The following is a 20,979-nucleotide window of genomic DNA, read 5'->3' on the forward strand; positions in this document are numbered from 1 at the left end:
TTCAAGTTGGGGAAGCCGCGCGAAACTCGGCGCGCGGCCACCATAGTCTATTTCGCTTTCGCGGTTCCCTGAGCCAGCTCGGCCGCGACCTGGGCGACGCGCTCGACGCCGCCGTCGGCGAGGGCCTTCACGAGGGCGGAGCCGACGATCGCGCCGTCGGCGTAGCCGAGGATCTCGGCCACCTGATCAGCCGTGGAGATGCCGACGCCGACGCAGGCGCTCTCCGCGCCCGCCTCGCGCAGACGCGCCACGAGGGAGCGAGCGGCGGCGTCGACGTCGCTCCGCGCCCCGGTGATGCCCATCGTCGAGACGGCGTAGACGAACCCACGGCTCGCCTCGACGACCTGGCGCAGACGCGCTTCGGTCGACGACGGAGCCGCCAGGAACACCCGGTCGAGGCCGGAGCGCTCGGAGGCCGCCAGCCAGGCCGCACCCTCGTCGGGGATGAGGTCGGGCGTGATCAGCCCGGCTCCCCCTGCCGCGACGAGATCGTCGGCGAAACGGTCGACCCCGTACTGCAGCACAGGGTTCCAGTACGTCATCACGAGCACCGGGACGTCCACACTCGCCGTGATCTCTCGCACGGCAGTGAAGCCGTCGCGGAGCCGGAAACCGTTGGACAGCGCCCGCTGGGTGGCGGCCTGGATGACCGTTCCGTCCATCACGGGATCGGAGTACGGCAAACCGAGTTCGATGACGTCGACGCCGTTCTGCGCGATGGCGATCGCGGCGTCGATGCTGGTCTGCAGGTCGGGGAATCCCGCCGGCAGGTAGCCGATGAAGGCGCCGTCCGCCTCGATGTTGCGCCGCGCGATGGTGGCGGCCACCCGGCTCCCGCTGGATGTGCCGCTCACGACTGCATCGCTCCTTCGTCGATCAGGTTGAAGTACCGACCCGCGGTCTCCATGTCTTTGTCGCCACGACCGCTCAGGTTGACCAGGATCAGGGCGTCCGGCCCGAGCTCCGCACCCAGTTTGAGGGCGCCGGCCAGGGCGTGCGACGACTCGATGGCGGGAATGATGCCCTCGGTGCGGCTGAGTAGGCGGAGCGCATCCATCGCCTCGGCGTCGGAGATCGGCTCGTACTGCGCACGACCGATGCTCGCCAGCCAGGCGTGCTCGGGGCCGACGCCCGGATAGTCGAGCCCGGCCGAGATCGAGTGCGACTCGATGGTCTGGCCGTCCTCATCCTGCAGAAGCATGCTGCGGGCACCGTGGAGGACACCGGGGCGACCCTTGGTGATGGTGGCGGCATGGCGCGGGGTCTCCGCGCCCTCGCCGCCGGCCTCGTAGCCGATCAGACGCACGTCTTCGTCGTCGAGGAAGGCGTGGAAGATGCCCATGGCATTCGAGCCGCCGCCGACGCAGGCGACCACCGCATCGGGGAGCCGCCCGGTGAGGTCGAGGACCTGCTGGCGCGCCTCCTCGCCGATGATCTTCTGCAGGTCGCGCACCATCGCGGGGAACGGATGCGGTCCGGCGACCGTTCCGAAGATGTAGTTGGTGTTCGCGACGTTGGTGACCCAGTCGCGCATCGCGTCGTTGATGGCGTCTTTGAGGGTGCGTGAGCCTGTCTTGACCGCGACCACTTCGGCGCCGAGTAACCGCATCCGCGCCACGTTGAGAGCCTGGCGTTCGGTGTCGACCTCACCCATGTAGATGGTGCACTCGAGCCCGAACAACGCCGCTGCGGTGGCGGTGGCCACGCCGTGCTGGCCGGCGCCGGTCTCCGCGATCACGCGGGTCTTGCCGATGCGCTTGGTCAGGATGGCCTGCCCGAGCACATTGTTGATCTTGTGCGAGCCGGTGTGGTTGAGGTCTTCGCGTTTGAGGATGATGCGCGCGCCGCCGGCATGGGCAGCGAAACGCGGCACCTCGGTGATCAGCGACGGACGACCGGTGTATGTGCGGTTCAGCTCGTCGAGCTCGGCGATGTAGGCCGGGTCGACCTTGGCGGCTTCCCAGGCGACCGAGAGCTCGTCCAGGGCGGCGACCAGCGACTCAGGAACGAACCGGCCACCGAACTCGCCGAAATACGGCCCGGTCTGGGCGCGGAGGGACGGGTCGGGAGGAACGGACATCAGACCACCAGGAATTCTTCGAGCGTGGCGAGGGGGTCGCTCGTGACGAGGGCCTCGCCCACGAGAACGACGTCGGCGCCGGCCGCCCGATAGTGCGCGACATCGGCGGCGGTCTTCACGGCCGACTCCGCCACGCGGATGACGCCGGAGGGAATGCTGTCGGCGAGGGTGCCGAACAGGTCCCGATCCAGCTCGAATGTGGAGAGGTTGCGGGCGTTCACGCCCACGAGGCCGGCGCCCGTGTCGAGGGCACGGCCGAGCTCGTCGGCGGTGTGCGCCTCCACCAGGGCGGTCATGCCGAGGGAGGTGATGAGCTCGTGCAGCGACACCAGCGTCTTCTGGTCGAGGGCGGCGACGATCAGCAGCACGAGGTCGGCACCGGCGGCGCGGGCTTCGAACACTTGATACGGGTCGGCGATGAACTCCTTGCGGAGCACCGGGATCGACACAGCGGCGCGCACCGACTCCAGGTCGGCGAGCGAGCCACGGAATCGACGCTCCTCGGTGAGCACACTGATCGCACTGGCCCCGCCGGTCTCGTACGAGACGGCGAGGGCGGCCGGATCGGCGATCTCGGCGAGTGCACCACGCGAGGGGCTCGCGCGCTTCACCTCGGCGATGATCTTGACCCGTTCGGCCGGCGCGAGAGCGGTCAGAGCGTCGAGTGCGGGCGCGCGATCGACCGCAGCGGCCTCAACTGCGGCGAGCGGTCGCTCGGCTCTCCGCCGCTCAGCGTCTTCCAGAGCGCCGGCGACGAGGTCGGCGAGCACGCGTCAGTGGCCCTTCGGCTGGTACTTGGCCCCGCCGACGCCGTAGCCGGCCCGCTTCATGATCCAGCCGACGATGAGACCGACGATGGCGAGCCCGGTGGCCGCCCACACCACGATCGGGGCGTCGTAGAAAAACGCGACCGTGCCGATGGTGAAAGCGACCAGCATGATGATGACGGCCGTCCACGCCGCCGGCGAGTGACCGTGGCCTGGCTCGACTGACTCGGTGCTCATGGGACTCCTGCTCGTGAGGTGCACAGCGGCTGCGGCCGGCACGGTGGTTCGGTGGGCTTCGAATCAAGTCTAGCGAGTGCGCCGTGCCGCTCGTGCCGCGACGCCGGCGCCGGTCAGCGGGTCGGGTCTTCTCCACGGCTGAGGTCGTCCCAGCTGTCGATGGCCGAGTCCCGGTCGAGGGTCGCTGGCTCGGCGGGGGCGACGCCGTGTTCGGCGGCCTCCGCTGCGGCACGCGCCTCGGCGTCGTCGGTGGCTTCGACGGCGGTGTCCGCATCGAACAGCTCGTTCACGCCTGTGCCGTTCGCATCTTCGAGGCGGGTCTGGTACCGCCGCGACGGGCCGGGCCAGAGTCGCGACGTGACGATGACGGCCGCGCTCGCAAGCACGAGTGCGATCCCGCCGGCGACGGCGAATGCGGGCCAGATGTCGGTGTGGATGCTGATCACGAGCGCCGCGACGGACTTCGACCCCGCGACGCCGGTGGCCGTCGTGATCGCCGCCGAGCTCGCTCCCACGGCGTCGCCGATAGCGCTGAACGACGAGATCAGCACGCTGACCCCGAGCAGAAGGCCGAGCAGCGACAGCACGATCCGGAACACCGGGCCGGCGATGGCCAGCGCGGCCGCCAGCGCCAGGCCGGCCAGCGACAGCGCCGTGAGCGCGGGGGCGGCCGCGGAACCCTGCACGGTGATCGAACTGGCGTGATCGGCCACCGCGGTCAATTGCGCGGAGAACCAGGTCTGCGTCGAGGAGAGCAGCGTCAGACCGCTGCCGACGAGCAGGATCAGCAGCGTCACATACTTCGCCCGGCGGGACACACGCCGTTCCGGCTGCGCCTCGTCTTCGTTCTCAGTCGCGTCCGTCACCGCGCACCCGTCTCATCGCATTGGCGACTGCGACCGCACGCAGGGGCGCCGCCGCCTTGTTCTGCGACTCCTGGAACTCGCTCTCCGGCACCGAGTCGGCCACGAGGCCGCCACCGGCCTGCACCCGTGCCACGCCATCCATGATGGTGGCGGTGCGGATGGCGATCGCGAGATCCGCATCCCCAGCGAAGTCGAAGTAGCCGATCACGCCTCCGTACACGCCGCGCTGGGCGGGCTCGAGTTCGTCGATGATCTCCAACGCCCGGGGCTTCGGGGCACCCGAGAGAGTGCCGGCCGGGAAGGTGGCACGGAAGACGTCGATCGCCGACGCCGTCGGAAGCAGGTCGCCCTCCACCGACGAGACGATGTGCATGATGTGGCTGAACCGCTCGACGCGCATGAACTCGGTGACCTCGACGGACCCGGCCTCGCACACCTTCAGCAGGTCGTTGCGGGCCAGATCGACGAGCATCAGGTGCTCGGCGCGCTCCTTCTCATCCCCGAGCAGGCTGGTCTCGAGCTCGAGATCCTCCTCCGGCGACGACCCGCGCGGCTTCGAGCCCGCGATCGGATGCGTGAACGCGCGGCCGTGCTGAACTTTCACCAGCGCCTCGGGGGACGATCCGACGATCGAGTACTCGCCTCCGTCCGGTCTCTCCAGCGCGAGCAGGTACATGTAGGGGCTCGGGTTCAGGCTGCGGAGGACGCGGTAGACATCGAGCGGATGCGCGGAGCACTCCAGCTCGAACCGCTGGGAGATGACGACCTGGAAGATGTCGCCGTCGACGATCCGCTCTTTGGCCGTGACGACCGCCGCCAGGAAGTCCTCTTTACGGGTTCGCGAGGTCGGCTCGGCGGGCGTGTCGAGATCGACTTCGGCGAGCCAGGCCTCCGACGGCCGCGCGAGTCCCTCTTGCATGGCGTCGAGCCGGCTCTGGGCGGCGGCCCAGAGCGCGTCCTCGTCGTCCACGCCATCGTTGAGCACATTCGCGATGAGCTTGACCGTGCCGAAACGGTGGTCGATCACCACGAGGTCGGCGCAGAAGGCGAGGGCCTGTCCGGGAACGTCGAAATCGGCCGGCGGTTGGTGCGGCAATCGTTCGATCTGGCGGATGGCCTCCCAGCCGATGAACCCGACGAGCCCGCCCGTCAGCGGCGGCAGGCCCTCGATCCGCGGTGTCTGCCAGCGGGCGTACAGCGCCGCGAGCGCCTCCAGCGGTGGCAGCTCCCCTGCGGCGCCGATCGCGCGCTCGGCCGGGATGCCGTAGTCGAGCCAGCGCACCGCATCCCCCACCTGGGTGAGCACGCCGAACGACGAGACACCGACGAATGAGAAGCGCGACCAAATGCCGCCCTGCTCCGCCGACTCCAGCAAGAATGTGCCGGGGCGACCGGCCGCGAGCTTGCGGTAGATGCCGACCGGCGTCTCGCCGTCGGCGAAGAGCTCGCGCACGACAGGGACGACACGGTGGTCGGACAGGAGCGCGCGGAAACCGTCTCGGCCGGTGGAACCGGCGACGGTGGCGGTGATCACGGGGCCTCCGAATCGGGTGTTTCGCCGACGGTCGGCGAGAGCTGGTCGGCGTCGAAGCAGGTGCGGGTTCCGGTGTGACAGGCGGCGCCGATCTGCTCGACGGTCACCAGCAGCGTATCGCCGTCGCAGTCGAGGGCGGCGCCCTTGACGTATTGGGCGTGGCCGGAGGTGTCGCCCTTGCGCCAATACTCCTGACGCGACCGCGACCAGAAGGTCACTCGCCCTTCGGTGAGCGTTCGGCGCAGCGCCTCCGCATCCATCCAGCCGAGCATGAGCACCTCGCGGGTGTCCCATTGCTGGATGATCGCCGGCACCAGACCGTCCGAGTTGAAGCGGGTGCGTTCGAGGATGGCGGGATCAAGCACCGCGCCGTCTTTCGTCATGATCTGACCTCCAGGCCCGCCTGAGCGAGCTCCTTCTTGACATCGCCGATGGTCATCTCGCCCGAATGGAAAACGCTCGCGGCCAGCACCGCGTCGGCGCCGGCCTCGATGGCCGGAACGAAGTCGGTGACTTTGCCCGCACCGCCGGAGGCGATCACGGGAACCGAGCTGATCGCGCGCATGAGCCGGATGAGCTCGGTGTCGAACCCCTCTTTGGTCCCGTCGGCGTCGATCGAGTTCACCAGCAGTTCGCCGGCCCCCAGCCGGATCGCCTCAGCGGCCCAGTCGAGAGCATCGATGGTGGTCTCGGTGCGTCCGCCGTGGGTCGTGACGACGAAACCGGATGCGGTGGTCGCCGACCGCTTCACGTCGAGCGACAACACGAGCACCTGCGCGCCGAAGCGGTCCGCGATCTCGGCGACGAGGGCGGGCCGCGCGATCGCGGCGGAGTTGACGCCGACCTTGTCCGCGCCACTGGCGAGCAGGCGCGCCACGTCGTCCGTGCTGCGCACGCCCCCACCGACGGTGAGCGGGATGAAGACCTGTTCGGCGGTGGCGCGCACCACGTCGTAGGTGGTGGCGCGGTTGTCGACCGTCGCCGTCACATCCAAAAAGGTGAGCTCATCGGCGCCCTGCTCGTAGTACGACCGGGCCAGTTCGACCGGGTCGCCCGCGTCGCGCAGGTTCTGGAAGTTCACACCCTTGACCACGCGGCCGTCAGCCACGTCCAGACACGGGATGACCCTGACCGCGACGCTCATCAGATGCGCGCCGCGTGGATCGACGTGACCAGGATCGCTCGAGCACCGAGCTCGTACAGCGCGTCCATGATGTGGTTGGTCTGATCGCGCTGGATCATCACCCGCACAGCGACCCAGCCGGGCTCGCCCAGTGGCGAGACGGTCGGCGATTCGACGCCCGGGGTGAGGGCGACGGCCGCGTCGAGCAGGGCCACGGGCAGGTTGTAGTCGATGAGGACGTACTGGCGTGCGACCATCACCCCCTGCAAACGACGCAGTAGCGTGTCGACGCCCGGCGCCGGCGCGGCGGAGGCGATGAGCACGGCCTCCGACTCCAGAATGACCGGGCCGAAGATATCCAGGCCCTGCTTGCGCAGGGTGGTGCCAGTCTCGACGACGTCGGCCACGGCATCCGCGACCCCGAGCCGCACCGCCGACTCGACCGCGCCGTCGAGCTTGACCAGGGTCGAGTCGATGCCGTGCTCGGCGAGGAACCCGCCCACGAGACCCGGATAGCTCGTGGCGACACGTTTGCCGTGGAGCTCGGTCAGTTCAGAGAATGTGCCGGTCGGCCCGGCGAAGCGGAAGGTGGATGCCGCGAAGTCGAGTGAGGCGATCTCGCCCGCCGACGAGCCGGAGTCGAGCAGCAGGTCGCGGCCGGTGATGCCGACGTCGAGCGCACCCGACCCCACATAGGTGGCGATGTCGCGGGGACGCAGGTAGAAGAACTCGACGCCGTTGCGCGGATCGGAGACGATCAGCTCTTTCGGGTCGCGTCGGCCGTGGTAACCGGCCTCGGACAGCATCTGCGCCGCTGTCTCGGAGAGGGAACCCTTGTTGGGGACGGCGATTTTCAGCATGGGATGGTCTTTCGTGTACGTCGGAGGATCAGGACGGGATCGGCATCGCGCGGACGCCCGTCACAGATGTCGGTACACGTCGGCCGGGGTGAGGCCTTTGGCCAGCAGGAGCACCTGGAGGTGGTAGAGCAGCTGCGAGATCTCCTCTGCCGTCTCCGTGTCGGACTGGTACTCGGCAGCCATCCAGACCTCGGCGGCCTCCTCTACGATCTTCTTTCCGATGGCGTGCACGCCCGCATCCAGCTCGCGCACCGTTCCGGAACCCTCCGGGCGGGTGGCGGCCTTCTCGCTGAGCTCGGCGAAGAGGTCGTCGAAGGTTTTCACCCCTCCAGCCTACTGACTCCGGCACCCCTCCGTGCGCACGTGCCGGGGCGACGGGCTCAGTGCCGGTGGGCGGAGGCGCTCTCGCGCAAGAGGGCGATCTGCGCGGCGGGGTCGTCGGCGCGGAAGACGGCGGACCCGGCGACGAAGGTGTCCGCGCCGTTCTCCGCCGCGATGACGATCGTCTCCTCGGTGACGCCACCGTCGACCTGGAGCCAGACATCCACACCGGCGGCATCCACGGCGGCGCGCAACTGCGCCAGCTTGGGCATCGTCTCGGCCCGGAACGACTGGCCGCCGAACCCGGGCTCGACCGTCATCACGAGAACCTGATCGAACTCCGCGAGCAGCTCCAGATAGTCGTCGGCCGGGGTTCCGGGCTTGAGGGCGATCCCGGCGCGCGCCCCAAGGGCGCGAAGACGCCGCGCGAGACGCACGGGGTCGGCTGCGGCCTCGGCGTGGAAGGTGACCGAATACGCCCCCAACTCGGCATAGCCGAGCGCCCAGTGATCCGGGTCGTCGATCATCAGGTGCACGTCGAGCGGGATCGCCGACACGGCCTGGATGCGCTCCACCATCTGCGGGCCGAAGGTGAGGTTCGGCACGAAATGGTTGTCCATCACGTCGACGTGCACGAGGTCGGCCGACGCGATGCGGCCGAGGTCGCGCTCCATGTTGACGAAGTCGGCGGCGAGAATGCTGGGGTTGATCCGTGCGGGCATGGCCCCAGCCTACTTTTTGGTCAGCAGGGCGATGAACATCCCGTCGGTTCCATGGCGGTGCGGCCAGAGCTGCACCTGCGTGGGATCCCCGGCCAGGTCGAGACGCTCGACGGCGAGACCCTGCACGACCTCCGCGGTCGCCAGCGGGGCGAGCGCATCACGATGGCGCTCCAGCGCATCCGCGACGATCCCCCGCGTCTCGGCGATATGCGGCGAGCAGGTGACATAGGCGAGCACGCCGCCGGGCTTCAGCGCGGCGATCGCGGCATCGAGAAGCTGCGCCTGCAGCACGGTGAGCTCCGCCACATCCCGCGGGGTTTTGCGCCAGCGGGCTTCGGGACGCCGCCGCAGGGCACCGAGTCCGGTGCACGGAGCGTCGAGCAGGATGCGGTCGAAGCACTCCGGATCGGTGTCGCCGACGGTCGTGCCGTCGCGCTCCCACACCTCCACGGCTTCGGGCAGACCGGCGAGCGCGCGGCGCACGAGGTCGGCCCGCGCCGGGATCACCTCGTTCGCGATCAGCGTCGCTCCCCCGCCCAACGCCTCAGCACCCAACAGGGCCGACTTGCCACCGGGCCCGGCGCAGAGGTCGAGCCAGACCTCGCCCGCGGTGACAGGACGCGCCCGGCTCAGCGCGAGAGCCGCCAGCTGCGACCCTTCGTCCTGCACGCGAACCCGGCCGTCGTTCGCCTCGACGAGCCGCTGCGGGTCTCCCCCACCGCCGGTGAAACCGACCGGTGAGAACCGATCGGGAGTCGAGCCTTCCGGTGCTTCAGCCAGACCGGGCAGGGCGATGAGATTGACCTTCGGGGCCTGGTTGTCGGCCGCCAGCAGCTCGTCGAGCTCGGCCTCGCGGCCCTCCGCCGCCAGCGCCCGGCGGAACGCCCGAACGATCCAGGTCGGGTGGGAGGTGAGGGCGGAGAGTTCCTCGTCGCGGTTCTTCGCATCCGCGAGCACGCGCAGCCGCCACTCCTCGGCGCTGTGCCGCCCGATCTCGCGCAGGACGCCGTTCGTGAACCCGGTAGCCGAGCGCGACCCCACCGAACGGGCGAGCGCCACCGACTCGTTGACCGCCGCGTGGGCGGCGACCCGGGTCGAGAGAAGCTGGTGCGTGCCGAGCCGCAGCACATCCAGGATCGGTGGGTCGATGCGGTCGGTGCCACGGCCGGCGGCGACGGCGATCACGCGATCGTAGTATCCCTGCATCCGCAGCGTGCCGTAGGTGAGCTCGGTGGCGAGACCGGCGTCGGCCGAGGAGAGCCCGGCCCGCGCGATGCGTGTGGGCAGCAGTAGGTTCGCGTACGCGTCCGATTCCCGCACAGCGGCGATCACCTCGAAGGCGACCCGCCTGGCCGGCTGGACATGCGCCGGATTCTCCTTCATGAGAGCACCACCCCTTCATCGGCGACGCCGCGCCACCAATCGGCGGCCGGCATCGCGCGCTTGCCGGCCGGTTGCACCGTTACGAGTTCGAGTGGATCGGTCGCCGTTCCGACGAGTACGCGCTTCTCGCGCAGGACCACCTCGCCCGGTGGGATGGGCTCGCCCGCCGCCGGGCGCGCGGCATGGATCTTCAGGCGGTCGTCCCCGACGAGGGCGAACGCCCCCGGTTCCGGCGTCACACCGCGCAGGCGGGCGAAGACGGCAGCCGCACTCCGCGAGAAGTCCAGATGCGCATCCGCCAGCGCGAGCTTGGGGGCGAGCGTCGGCTCCCCTGTCTGCGGCACCGCGACCGCCGTTCCCACGGCGAGGGCATCCACCGTGTCGGCCAGCAGCACAGCACCGGAGACCGAGAGCGCTTCGAGGAGATCGCCCGCCGTCTCCGTAGCGCCGATCGGTCGGCGCAGCTCGGCGAATACTGCGCCGGCGTCCAACTCGGGAACGAGCTGGAACACGGCGGCCCCGGTCTCCGCGTCACCGGCGATCACGGCGTGCTGAACGGGCGCGGCCCCTCGCCAACGCGGAAGCAGCGAGAAATGCAGGTTCACCCAGCCGAGCCTCGGCGTCGAGAGCAGCGGTTCACGCACCAGACCGCCATAGGCGACGATCGCACCCAACTGCACCTCGAGTTCAGCGATCCGCTGCGTCACCGCGTCGTCGAGGCGATTCGCCTTGATAGTCTCGATGCCGAGTTCGGCCGCCGCCGAGGCGACCGGCGAGGGTGTGACGATCCGCTTGCGGCCGAGCTCCGCATCCCGGCGGGTGATCACGGCGACCACCTCGTGCCGGGTGGCGAGCTCGCGCAGAGCGGGAACGGCGACCGCGGGGGTGCCGGCGAAGACGAGGCGCATGAAGGTTCTTTCGGTTCTGAGGTGCTGGGACTGATTTTATCCGCCGAGGCATCCGGCACACAGCTCGCCTCTGCCTGAGGCGTTCGCGCGGTTCGGCACGAACACCGTCGCGGCGTCAGAGGATCTCGGGGTCGTCGAAGCGCACCCGGAGCGTCGGCGCCGGCCGGAAGCCGGTCTTGCCCGCCGGCGCGCGCCGGCGTTTCGTCGCGTTCCGCACGGCGGCGGCACGCACCGCGGTCGCGACCTCCTGGCCGCGGGAGTACTCGAACCGCAGGATGGTGCGAACCTGACCTTCGCCCACCGGCGCCGGGCCGAGCACATCGATCAGGAGCGCCGGATCAACCGCCGCCGCCGCCTCGCCGACCACCTCGGCCGCACCCGAGAGCGAGGCGAGGCGCACCGCCGGAGGAAACCGCAACTCCCGTCGCCCGGCCAGCTCGCCGCGGGCGAACTCGACGAACCGCCCGGTTGCGAAGTCACGGGCGAGCGCACCGGTCACCCCGACCAGGAGGGTGGGAGCGCCCGGTGCCGCCAACGCGGCCGCGTTAGACCACCAGCGCAGGCAGTCCTCGGCCACCCGCAGGGTCTCGCGAGCGAGCATCCGCTCCCCGTCGAGCAGCAGCACGGCCCGATAGCCGCCGGCAGCGATCGGCTCGGCGCCGCGGGTCGCCACGACGATCGCGGGCGCGGCCTCCACCCGCTGCACCGGATGCTCACCGTCGGCCACGATCACCCGAACCCCTGGAAACGCCCGGCCCAGCTCCTCCGCCGTGCGCCCCGACCCCACCGTGATCATGCGGAACTTCGTGTGCTCGCAGTGCTCGCACCGCCAGTCGGTCGCGAGCGCACCGCACCACCCGCACGACGGCGTCGCACCGGCGCGCGTCTGGCCGAGCGGCCCCTCGCAGCGGTTGCAGCGGGCCGCCTGACCGCAGCTCGCGCAGGCGAGCACTGGAGCGTATCCCGGGCGCGCCACCTGGATCAGCACGGGGCCGGGCGTGGTCCCGCCCTCACCGAGGAGCGCCGACCGCGCCGCTTGCCACGCCGTCGAAGGGATGCGCGCTGCCCGCGCCGCACTCTCGGCCGCCGGCTGATTGGCCGTGAGCACGACCTTCGGGAGCACCGCCCGGTCGGGCGCCACATCGTGCATCCAACCGATGTCGACGAGGCGCTGGACCTCGACGCTTCTGGTCAGCCCGGCGAAGACGAGGGCGCAGCCCTGCAGCTCCTGCCGCACGAGCGCCGCATCCCGGGTGTGCACATACGGGCTGAGCGGCTCGGCGTACAGCGGGTCTCCGTCGCTCCACACCGCGATCATCCCGAGCCGCTCGGCCGGCGCGTAAACCGCCGACCGGTTGCCGATGACGATGCGGGCACCGCTCAACGCGGCGAGGAAGGCCCGGTAACGATCCGGGTTCGACTGCGCCGCATCGATGCGGACCACCGCTTCGGCCGGCGCGATCGCGGCGAGGGCGACCGCGAGCTGATCGAGGTCGCGATAGTCGGGCACGGCGACGATGGCCGATTCTCCGCGAGCCCAGCATCCGGTCGCCAGCGTCGCCAAAGTGACGGCCCACTCCCCCACCCATGTTCCATCGGGCAGCTCGGCCAGCCGAGGGATCGCCCGCACCGCCAAGCGGCCACCGTCGGCCACCAACTGTTCCAGGCGTCGCTCCCCGTAGCCGCGCACGGACGGTTCGGCGATCGTCGCCGGGCTCGGCGGAGCCTCCCCCTGCCGGCGAGCCAGGCCTTCTCCACCCGCACTTGGCGCCCCGGCACCGCAAGACGAAGGATGTCGTTCGCGGTGCCGGCGCAGCGGTCGGCGACACGACGGGCGAGCGCCCACACCTCCGGTGCGAGCACGGGAACCGGGGAGACGACGGCCTCGAGCGGACTCAGCTTCCCGTCGAACGCTCCGCCGGCGCCATCGCCCTCGCCGCTTGCCACGATCTCCACGAGGTAGCCGTCGGCGATCCGCCCGGCACTGCGCAACGGCACCTTGACGCGCACGCCGGGCCGGGCGAGCTCGGCGAGGTCATCCGGAACCAGGTAGTCGAAGAAATGATCGAGCTGCGGGAGCGCCGAATCAATGACGATGCGGGCGACCCGGCCGGCCGCCGCCATCGCTACAGCCTCGCGGCCGACCGCAGGTCGTCGACGCGGTCGAGGCGCTCCCACGTGAAGTCGGGGAGTTCACGGCCGAAGTGGCCGTAGGTCGCGGTCGTGGCGTAGATGGGGCGCAACAGGTCGAGCGACTGGATGAGCGCGGCCGGTCGCAGATCGAACACCTCGCGGATGGCCGCGATGATCCGCTCGTCCGGAACGTGCCCCGTGCCGAACGTCTCGACGTAGAGGCCCACGGGCGCCGCCTTGCCGATGGCGTAGGCGATCTGCACCTCGAGACGGTCGGCGAACCCGGCGGCGACGGCGTTCTTCGCCACCCAGCGCATCGCGTACGCGGCAGACCTGTCGACCTTCGACGGGTCCTTGCCCGAGAAGGCCCCACCGCCGTGGCGGCTGGCGCCACCGTAGGTGTCGACGATGATCTTGCGGCCGGTGAGACCGGCATCGCCCTTCGGCCCGCCGATCTCGAACCGTCCGGTCGGGTTGATGAGCGTGCGGACGTGGGAGGACTCCAGCCCGGCGGCGTGGAGGACAGGCGCGATGACCTCCTCGATCACCTCGGCCTGGAGGGTCTCATTGGAGACGCTAGGCGCGTGCTGCGTGGAGAGCACGACGGTCTCCACCGACTTCGGAACGGAGCCCTCGTATCCGATCGTCACCTGGGTCTTGCCGTCGGGACGGAGGTAGTCGAGCGTACCGTCTTTGCGCACGGCTGCCAGACGCTCGGCCAGCCGGTGCGCCAACCAGATCGGCAGCGGCATCAGCTGCGGCGTCTCCGTGGTGGCGTAGCCGAACATGATCCCTTGGTCGCCCGCGCCCTGACGGTCGAAATCATCCGAACTCTGCTCGGACCGGGTCTCCAGCGCATTGTCCACGCCCTGCGCGATATCGGGCGACTGCGCGCCGATGGAGACCGAGACACCGCATTGGGTGCCGTCGAAGCTCACCTCGGACGAGTTGTAGCCGATGTCCACGATCTTCTCGCGGACGAGCGCCGGGATCTCGACGTAGCCCTTCGTCGTCACCTCACCCGCCACGTGCACGAGCCCGGTGGTGACGAGTGTCTCGACGGCGACGCGGCTGTGCGGGTCGACCGTGAGCAGCGCATCCAGGATGCTGTCGGAGATCTGGTCGCAGATTTTGTCGGGATGGCCTTCGGTGACGGACTCGGACGTGAAGAGGCGCAGATCGGCCATGGTTCTCCTCAGCGGGCGCGCGGCCCGTGGTTCGTTAGACGATGACGTCGAGAATACGATCGGCCACCGACAGCTTGCTTCCCGAGGCCTCCATCACTATATCTCCGCCCCGTCGGAGCACGACGACCTCGTTACTGTCCGTTGCGAAGCCCTGGGTCCACCCCACCTGGTTCAGCACGAGGAAATCGCATCCCTTGCTCGCGAGCTTGGTACGACCCAGCTCGATGAGCGACGACGGGTCTGGCTCGGTCTCCGCCGCGAACCCCACGATGACCTGCCCCTCGTGCGCGCCGGACGACAGACCGGCGAGGATGTCGGGGTTGGCCACGAGTTCGAGAGTGAAGCGCTCCCCCGACTCCGTCTTCTTGATCTTCGACTCGCGCACCTCGACCGGCCGGTAGTCGGCGACGGCCGCGGTCATCACGACGATGTCGGCGCCGACGGCCGCCTCGGTGACGGCGTTCTGCAGGTCGAGGGCGGTCTGCACAGAGACGACGTCGACGCCCTCGGGGGCCTCTACCTCGAGGTGCGCCGCGACGAGCGTCACCTGTGCGCCCCGCGCGCGGGCCGCCTGGGCGAGCGCGACACCCTGGCGGCCACTCGACCGGTTGCCGAGAAAGCGCACCGGGTCGAGCGGCTCCCGGGTGCCGCCGGCTGTGACGACCACCCGCTTGCCGGCGAGATCGTCGCCGCCCCGCGGACGGCGTGCCGCCTCGTTGGCCCGCCGACGCTCCGACAGCACGACCACATCGGCCACGGCGTCGGCGATCACCCCGTCTTTCGCGGTCGGCGTGGCGACCGGCGTAGCCCGCGGATGCTCGCCGACCGCTGCCAGCGCCTCGCGCACGATCGTCGCGGGCTCTTCCATACGTCCAGGGCCGGAGTCTTTGCCGGTGAGCTGACCGCTCGCCGGACCGACGACCGTGACGCCCCGGCCGCGCAGGGTGGCGATGTTCGCGACGGTCGCCGCGTTCCCCCACATCTCGGTGTGCATCGCCGGCGCGATCACGAGCGGGGCCGTGCTGGCCAGCACGGTGTTGCCGAGTAGGTCGTCGGCGAGACCGGCCGCCAATTTGGCGATCGTGTTCGCGGTCGCGGGGGCGATCACGATGAGGTCGGCGGACTGGCCGAGCGCGACATGCCGTACCTCGGCGACGCCCTCATAGAGATCGGTCGCCACGGGGTTACGGCTGATCGCCTCCAGAGTGGGCCGCCCGACGAAACGCAGGGCGGCCTCCGTGGCGACGACATGAACCGTGTGGCCTTCGAGCACGAGCGAGCGGATCACGCCGACCGCCTTGTATGCAGCGATGCCGCCGGTCACTCCGACGACAATGGTCAATCGTGCGCTCACGGCGGCATCCCCTCGAAAGCCGGTCCCCTGCCGGACGCGGCGACTGCTCGTTCTCGTTGCTGGTGCGGAGGCTGTTACTCGACGATCGGCTTGATGATGAGCTTGTCCTCGTTGATCTCGTGCAGCGCCACGGAGAGCGGCTTGTCGTCGACCGAGGAGTCGACGAGCGGTCCGACGTTGTCGAACAGGCTTCCCTCGTGGAGGTCGGCGTAGTAGTCGTTGATCTGCCGGGCGCGCTTGGAGGCGAAGATCACCAGGGCGTACTTGGACTCGACCTTCGCGAGAACGTCGTCGATGGGCGGGTCGATGATGCCTTTGTTGCTGAGTGCCATGGTTGTAGTGCTCCTTGCCGGATCGGCTCAATGATGGTCATCGCGGTGACGACTGCGCCTTCGAGAAGACGCGGGACGACGGTTTACGGGCGCGACGGCGCCGCGCGGATCTTCATCAAGTCTACGACCTCGCGCGCGGCCTCGGCCACGTCGGTGTTCACGACGCGGTGATCGAACTCGTCCTGGGCGGCCAATTCGACCTTCGCTGTCTCCAGCCGGCGCTGCTGCTCGGCCGGTTCCTCGGTGCCTCGGCCGATGAGTCGGCGCACCAGCTCCTCCCAGGTGGGCGGCAGCAGGAAGATGAGACGGGCCTCGGGCATCGCTGCGCGGACGCTCCGCGCGCCCTGCAGGTCGATCTCGAGCAGAACACTTTTGCCCGCTTCGAGCGCTCGCTCGATCGGGGCGCGCGGCGTGCCGTAGCGATAGGCGTTGTGCACTGTGGCGTACTCGAGCATTTCGCCATCGGCGATCATCCGGTCGAACTCGGCGTCGTCGACGAAGTAGTAGTTGACGCCGTCGACCTCGCCGGGGCGGGGAGCGCGGGTGGTCGCCGAGACCGACAGCAGAACATCCGGATAGTTCTCGCGGATGTGGGTCGAGACGGTTCCCTTGCCGACCGCGGTCGGGCCGGCAAGCACGACGAGCTGGTTCTTCTGCTTCCCGCTGCGCGACTCGCGCTCGATCAGGAACTCCCGCAGCCGCAGCCGCTGGTGGCGGCCGAGACCCCCGAGTCGTTTCGCCGGCGAGATCGCCAGCCGCCCGAGGGCGTCCTGCATCTTCGTCGTCCCGATGGCGGGAACGCTCAACAGGAACTCGGTGACGCGCAAGCGTCCTTCGACGCCGTCAGGTTCGGCCGTCGCCCGGTCGAGCACTGTCAGCGGTGAGACTTCGTGGGAGGCGATCGACGCTTTCACAGCGGCGCGGGCACGCCGGGCCGCGACAGCCGCCTGGGACGCGGCGGCGCGGTCGACCTCCGGCGGGGCCGGGCGCGCTGAACCGGCCTCAGACATCGACGCTCCGAACCTCGGCCGCTCGAACCTCGATCGCGGCGGCGAGACCGTTCGGTCCCGCCGTCAGCAGCCCGCGCGACTCGCTCACGACGACACCGCCGGCCAGCGAACCGAACAGTCGCGCGACATCTCCGACCGCGGCGCCCTGGTGTCCGAACCCGGGAGCCAGCACCGGGGCGGCGTTCCGGGTCGGCACGCCGGTGGTGTCGATTCCGAAAGCCGGAAGGTCGAGCGTGGCGCCCAGCACCAGGCCGATCGACCCGAACGCGTGTGCCGGCTGCGCCTGGTTGAAAGAACTCACGTCTTCGATGATCGCACGCGCGACGGTCTCGCCGGCACGGGGGCCGTCGGCGACCCGGGCCTGCTGCATCGTCCGTGCCTCCGGATTCGAGGTCGCCGCCAGCACGAACAGACCCTTTCCGGCGTGCTCGGCGAGCCGCATGGGCTCATCGAGGGATCCGGCACCGAGGAAGGCGGAGATCGTCATGGCATCGACTTCGAGCGGCGCACCGGGGGTGAGCCAGGCTTCGGCGTACGCCGTGACGCTCGTTCCGATATCGCCGCGTTTCGCATCCGCGATCACCAGCAGGCCCGCCTCCCGGGCCGCGGCGAGCACGTCCTCCAGCGCGGCATACCCGGCGGAGCCGTACCGCTCGAAGAAGGCGATCTGTGGTTTGACGATCCCAGCGCGCCCCACTGCCGCGGCGACGACCACCAGGCCGAACTCGCGCACACCGGAGGCCGAATCCGGCAGGCCCCAGCTCTCCAGCAGGTGCGCGTGCGGGTCGATCCCGACACAGAGCCGCCCCTGGTGTTCGAAGACCGAGGCCAGCCGATCGCCGAATGCAGCGGGAGCGGCGTTCATGCGCGGGCGGCCCGATCGAGCGCGTACTGCTGCAGCGACCTCACGTCGAAGCCCTCACGGATCGCGTCGATAGAGGCGACGGCCGCACTCAGCTCGGCGATGGTCGTGAAGAGGGGCTTGTCCCCTGCGACCGCCGCCGCGCGGATCTCGTAGCCGTCCGCGCGCGCCGACCGGCCGCTCGGCGTGTTGATCACGACGTCGACCTCGTTCCGGTTGATCAGATCGACGATCGACGGCGCCTCGCTCTCGGTCTCGCTGAACTTGCGGACGACGCTTGCCGTGATCCCGTTGCGGTTGAGCACCTCGGCGGTTCCCTCGGTCGCAAGGATCGAGAAGCCCAGCTGCTGCAGGCGCAGCACAGGAAGCACGATCGAGCGCTTGTCGCGGTCGGAGACCGAGACGAACGCCGTGCCGCCGAGCGGCATGCCGCCGTACGCGGCGGCCTGGCTCTTGGCGAACGCCCGCGGGAAGTCCTTGTCGATGCCCATGACCTCACCGGTCGACCGCATCTCCGGGCCGAGAACCGAGTCGACGACCGTTCCCTCCTTGGTGCGGAACCGTTTGAACGGCAACACGGCCTCCTTCACGGCGACCGGAGAATCCATCGGGATGACCGAGCCGTCCTGGGCCGGGAGGAGCCCCGACTCGATCAGATCGGCGATCGACTCGCCCACCATGATGCGCGAAGCGGCTTTCGCCAGGGGGATGCCCAGGGCCTTCGAGACGAACGGAACCGTGCGCGACGCCCGCGGGTTCGCCTCGAGCACGTAGAGCACGCCCGCGCCGATGGCGAACTGCACATTGAGCAGTCCGCGCACGCCGACGCCTTCGGCGATCTTGAGTGTCGCGTCCCGCACCCGGTCGATCTCGCGTCGCCCGAGTGTGATCGGGGGCAGTGTGCAACTCGAGTCGCCGGAGTGGATTCCGGCCTCCTCGATGTGCTCCATCACACCGCCGATGTAGAGCTGCTCGCCGTCGTAGAGGGCGTCGACGTCGATCTCGATCGCGTCGTCGAGGAAGCGGTCGACGAGCAGCGGATGCGACTGCCCGACGATGCCCTGACCGGCCACGCGCTCGAAGTAGTCGGCGAGCGAGGGGCTGTCGTAGACGATCTCCATGCCGCGACCGCCGAGCACATAGCTGGGGCGCACCAGCACCGGGTACCCGATCTGCTCGGCCACCTGAACGGCGCCCGGGTAGTCGTGCGCGGTGCCGTTGCGCGGGGCGAGCAACCCGGCGTTCTCGAGGATCTCCGCGAACAGGCCGCGCTCCTCCGCCAGGTCGATCGCCTCGGGCGTGGTGCCGAGGATGGGGACGCCCGCCGCCTCCAGGCCCTTCGCGAGGCCGAGCGCGGTCTGTCCGCCGAGCTGAACGACGACGCCGACGAGCTCGCCGCTCTGACTCTCGGCGTGGATGACCTCCAGCACGTCTTCGAGGGTGAGCGGTTCGAAGTAGAGCCGGTCGCTCGTGTCGTAGTCGGTCGAGACCGTCTCGGGGTTGCAGTTGATCATGATCGTCTCGAACCCGGCGTCGTGCAGCGCGAACGAGGCGTGCACACAGGAGTAGTCGAACTCGACGCCCTGCCCGATGCGGTTCGGACCGGAGCCCAGGATGACGACCTTGCGCCGGTCGCTCGGCCGCACCTCGGTCTCGAGGTCGTAGCTCGAGTAGTGGTACGGCGTGAGGGCGGGGAACTCGCCCGCGCAGGTGTCGACCGTCTTGTAGACCGGGCGGACGTCCAGGATGTGCCGGATCTCGCGCACATCGTTCTCTCCGAAGCCGCGCAGCTGGCCGATCTGCGCATCCGAGAAGCCGTGGTCCTTGGCGTAGCGCAGCGTGTCGGTGTCGAGGGTCTCGGCGTTCCTGATCTGCTCGGCGACCTCGTTGATGAGCACGATCTGGTCGATGAACCAGGGGTCGATCTTGGTCGCCTCGAACACCTGCTCGGACGTCGCGCCGAGGCGCAGGGCCTGCTGCACGTCGACGATTCGGCCGTCGGTGGGGATGCGGATCGATGCCAGCAGCGCCTCGACGGTGGCCGCGGACTCATCGGGATTCACCGGGCTCCAGTGGAAGGACGAGCCGCGCTTCTCCAGCGACCGCAGAGCTTTCTGCAGGGCGCTCGAGAAGCTGCGGCCGATCGCCATCGCCTCGCCGACCGACTTCATGGTGGTGGTGAGGGTCGGGTCGGCGGCCGGGAACTTCTCGAACGCGAACCTCGGCACCTTGACGACCACGTAGTCGAGCGTCGGCTCGAAGCTCGCCGGCGTGACCTTCGTGATGTCGTTGGGGATCTCGTCGAGCCGGTAGCCGATGGCCAGTTTCGCCGCGATCTTCGCGATCGGGAAGCCGGTGGCCTTCGACGCGAGGGCGGAGGAGCGCGAGACGCGCGGGTTCATCTCGATCACGATGATGCGGCCGTCGGCCGGGTCGACGGCGAACTGGATGTTGCAGCCGCCGGTGTCCACGCCGACGGCGCGGATGATGTCGATGCCGATGTCGCGCAGCTTCTGGTACTCGCGGTCGGTCAGCGTGAGTGCCGGGGCGACCGTGATCGAGTCGCCGGTGTGCACTCCGACCGGGTCGACGTTCTCGATCGAGCAGACGACCACCGTGTTGTCGGCGGTGTCGCGCATGAGCTCGAGCTCGTACTCCTTCCAGCCGAGGATGGACTCCTCCAGGAGCACCTCGCTGGTCGGGCTCTGGTGGATGCCGTCCCCGACGATCCGGCGCAGCTCGGTCTCCGTGTAGGCGAAACCGGAGCCCAGTCCGCCCATCGTGAAGGACGGGCGCACCACGAGCGGGTAGCCGAGGTCTTCGGCGAAGCCGACGGCCTCCTCGACGGTGTGCGCGATGTGCGAGCGCGCGACCTCGGCGCCGGCCTCGATCACCAGCTCCTTGAAGATCTGACGGTCCTCGCCCTTCTGGATCGCCTCGAACTTGGCTCCGATCAGCTCGACGCCGTACTTCTCGAGGATGCCGTGCTCGTGCAGCTCGATGGCCGCGTTGAGCGCGGTCTGACCGCCCAGGGTCGGCAGGATCGCATCCGGCTTCTCCTTGGCGATGATCGTCTCGATGACCTGCCAGGTGATCGGCTCGACGTAGGTGGCGTCGGCGAAGTCGGGGTCGGTCATGATCGTGGCCGGGTTCGAGTTCACCAGGATGACGCGGACGCCCTCCTCACGCAGCACGCGGCAGGCCTGCGTGCCCGAGTAGTCGAACTCACACGCCTGACCGATGACGATCGGCCCGGAGCCGATGACCAGGACGGACTTGATGTCGTCTCTCTTCGGCATG

At 69.5% G+C, this 20,979-nt stretch carries 19 protein-coding genes and 1 pseudogene; all 20 read right to left on the bottom strand.

Annotation, left to right across the window (positions count from 1 at the left end):
- Positions 1-47: 47 nt before the first annotated feature.
- The gene (trpA, locus tag K5L49_RS03520) at positions 48-854 is read right to left on the bottom strand and encodes a tryptophan synthase subunit alpha (RefSeq protein WP_223690634.1); all 807 of its coding nucleotides are present in this window, start codon (positions 852-854) and stop codon (positions 48-50) included.
- Entirely contained in the window at positions 851-2,080 is a 1,230-nt protein-coding gene (gene trpB / locus K5L49_RS03525; protein ID WP_223690635.1) for a tryptophan synthase subunit beta, read from the bottom strand. The genes trpA and trpB overlap by 4 nt, the downstream gene beginning before the upstream one ends.
- Positions 2,080-2,850: an indole-3-glycerol phosphate synthase TrpC gene (gene trpC / locus K5L49_RS03530; protein ID WP_223690636.1), complete on the bottom strand. Its 771-nt coding sequence runs from the start codon at positions 2,848-2,850 to the stop codon at positions 2,080-2,082. The genes trpB and trpC overlap by 1 nt, the downstream gene beginning before the upstream one ends.
- A gap of 3 nt (positions 2,851-2,853) precedes the next feature.
- Positions 2,854-3,084 carry a DUF6704 family protein gene (locus tag K5L49_RS03535; protein WP_223690637.1) on the bottom strand — a complete coding sequence of 77 codons (231 nt, stop codon included), beginning with the start codon at positions 3,082-3,084 and terminating at the stop codon, positions 2,854-2,856.
- A gap of 113 nt (positions 3,085-3,197) precedes the next feature.
- Positions 3,198-3,950 (bottom strand): Trp biosynthesis-associated membrane protein, encoded by a 753-nt coding sequence (locus K5L49_RS03540; RefSeq protein ID WP_223690638.1) that lies wholly within the window; start codon positions 3,948-3,950, stop codon positions 3,198-3,200.
- Positions 3,934-5,481: an anthranilate synthase component I gene (locus K5L49_RS03545; protein WP_223695230.1), complete on the bottom strand. Its 1,548-nt coding sequence runs from the start codon at positions 5,479-5,481 to the stop codon at positions 3,934-3,936. The genes K5L49_RS03540 and K5L49_RS03545 overlap by 17 nt, the downstream gene beginning before the upstream one ends.
- Complete coding sequence (gene hisI, locus K5L49_RS03550; protein ID WP_223690639.1) at positions 5,481-5,867, bottom strand: phosphoribosyl-AMP cyclohydrolase; 387 nt, start codon at positions 5,865-5,867, stop codon at positions 5,481-5,483. Before hisI ends, K5L49_RS03545 begins: the two co-directional genes overlap by 1 nt.
- Entirely contained in the window at positions 5,864-6,628 is a 765-nt protein-coding gene (gene hisF / locus K5L49_RS03555) for an imidazole glycerol phosphate synthase subunit HisF (RefSeq protein ID WP_223690640.1), read from the bottom strand. Before hisF ends, hisI begins: the two co-directional genes overlap by 4 nt.
- Positions 6,628-7,467, bottom strand: a complete 840-nt coding sequence (gene hisG, locus K5L49_RS03560; protein ID WP_223690641.1) for an ATP phosphoribosyltransferase — start codon at positions 7,465-7,467, stop codon at positions 6,628-6,630. The genes hisF and hisG overlap by 1 nt, the downstream gene beginning before the upstream one ends.
- Before the next feature lie 60 nt (positions 7,468-7,527).
- The gene (locus tag K5L49_RS03565; protein ID WP_223690642.1) at positions 7,528-7,791 is read right to left on the bottom strand and encodes a phosphoribosyl-ATP diphosphatase; all 264 of its coding nucleotides are present in this window, start codon (positions 7,789-7,791) and stop codon (positions 7,528-7,530) included.
- A 56-nt stretch (positions 7,792-7,847) separates the two neighbouring features.
- Positions 7,848-8,510 carry a ribulose-phosphate 3-epimerase gene (rpe, locus tag K5L49_RS03570; RefSeq protein WP_223690643.1) on the bottom strand — a complete coding sequence of 221 codons (663 nt, stop codon included), beginning with the start codon at positions 8,508-8,510 and terminating at the stop codon, positions 7,848-7,850.
- A 9-nt stretch (positions 8,511-8,519) separates the two neighbouring features.
- The gene (locus tag K5L49_RS03575; protein WP_223690644.1) at positions 8,520-9,893 is read right to left on the bottom strand and encodes an RsmB/NOP family class I SAM-dependent RNA methyltransferase; all 1,374 of its coding nucleotides are present in this window, start codon (positions 9,891-9,893) and stop codon (positions 8,520-8,522) included.
- Positions 9,890-10,801 (bottom strand): methionyl-tRNA formyltransferase, encoded by a 912-nt coding sequence (gene fmt / locus K5L49_RS03580; RefSeq protein ID WP_223690645.1) that lies wholly within the window; start codon positions 10,799-10,801, stop codon positions 9,890-9,892. The genes K5L49_RS03575 and fmt overlap by 4 nt, the downstream gene beginning before the upstream one ends.
- Before the next feature lie 115 nt (positions 10,802-10,916).
- Positions 10,917-12,925, bottom strand: a pseudogene (locus K5L49_RS03585) (primosomal protein N').
- Between the two features lie 2 nt (positions 12,926-12,927).
- Positions 12,928-14,121, bottom strand: coding sequence for a methionine adenosyltransferase (gene metK / locus K5L49_RS03590; protein WP_223690646.1), 1,194 nt, complete (start codon positions 14,119-14,121; stop codon positions 12,928-12,930).
- A gap of 34 nt (positions 14,122-14,155) precedes the next feature.
- On the bottom strand, positions 14,156-15,463 hold the full coding sequence (locus tag K5L49_RS03595; RefSeq protein ID WP_223695231.1) for a bifunctional phosphopantothenoylcysteine decarboxylase/phosphopantothenate synthase: 1,308 nt from the start codon (positions 15,461-15,463) through the stop codon (positions 14,156-14,158).
- A gap of 86 nt (positions 15,464-15,549) precedes the next feature.
- Positions 15,550-15,807 (bottom strand): DNA-directed RNA polymerase subunit omega, encoded by a 258-nt coding sequence (gene rpoZ / locus K5L49_RS03600; protein ID WP_223690647.1) that lies wholly within the window; start codon positions 15,805-15,807, stop codon positions 15,550-15,552.
- 83 nt (positions 15,808-15,890) lie between these two features.
- Positions 15,891-16,817, bottom strand: coding sequence for a guanylate kinase (gene gmk / locus K5L49_RS03605; RefSeq protein ID WP_223690648.1), 927 nt, complete (start codon positions 16,815-16,817; stop codon positions 15,891-15,893).
- The gene (gene pyrF, locus K5L49_RS03610) at positions 16,810-17,682 is read right to left on the bottom strand and encodes an orotidine-5'-phosphate decarboxylase (RefSeq protein WP_223690649.1); all 873 of its coding nucleotides are present in this window, start codon (positions 17,680-17,682) and stop codon (positions 16,810-16,812) included. The genes gmk and pyrF overlap by 8 nt, the downstream gene beginning before the upstream one ends.
- Entirely contained in the window at positions 17,679-20,978 is a 3,300-nt protein-coding gene (gene carB / locus K5L49_RS03615; protein WP_223690650.1) for a carbamoyl-phosphate synthase large subunit, read from the bottom strand. Before carB ends, pyrF begins: the two co-directional genes overlap by 4 nt.
- Between the last annotated feature and the right edge of the window lies 1 nt (position 20,979).

Source organism: Leifsonia poae, from assembly GCF_020009625.1.
GTDB lineage: Bacteria > Actinomycetota > Actinomycetes > Actinomycetales > Microbacteriaceae > Leifsonia > Leifsonia poae_A.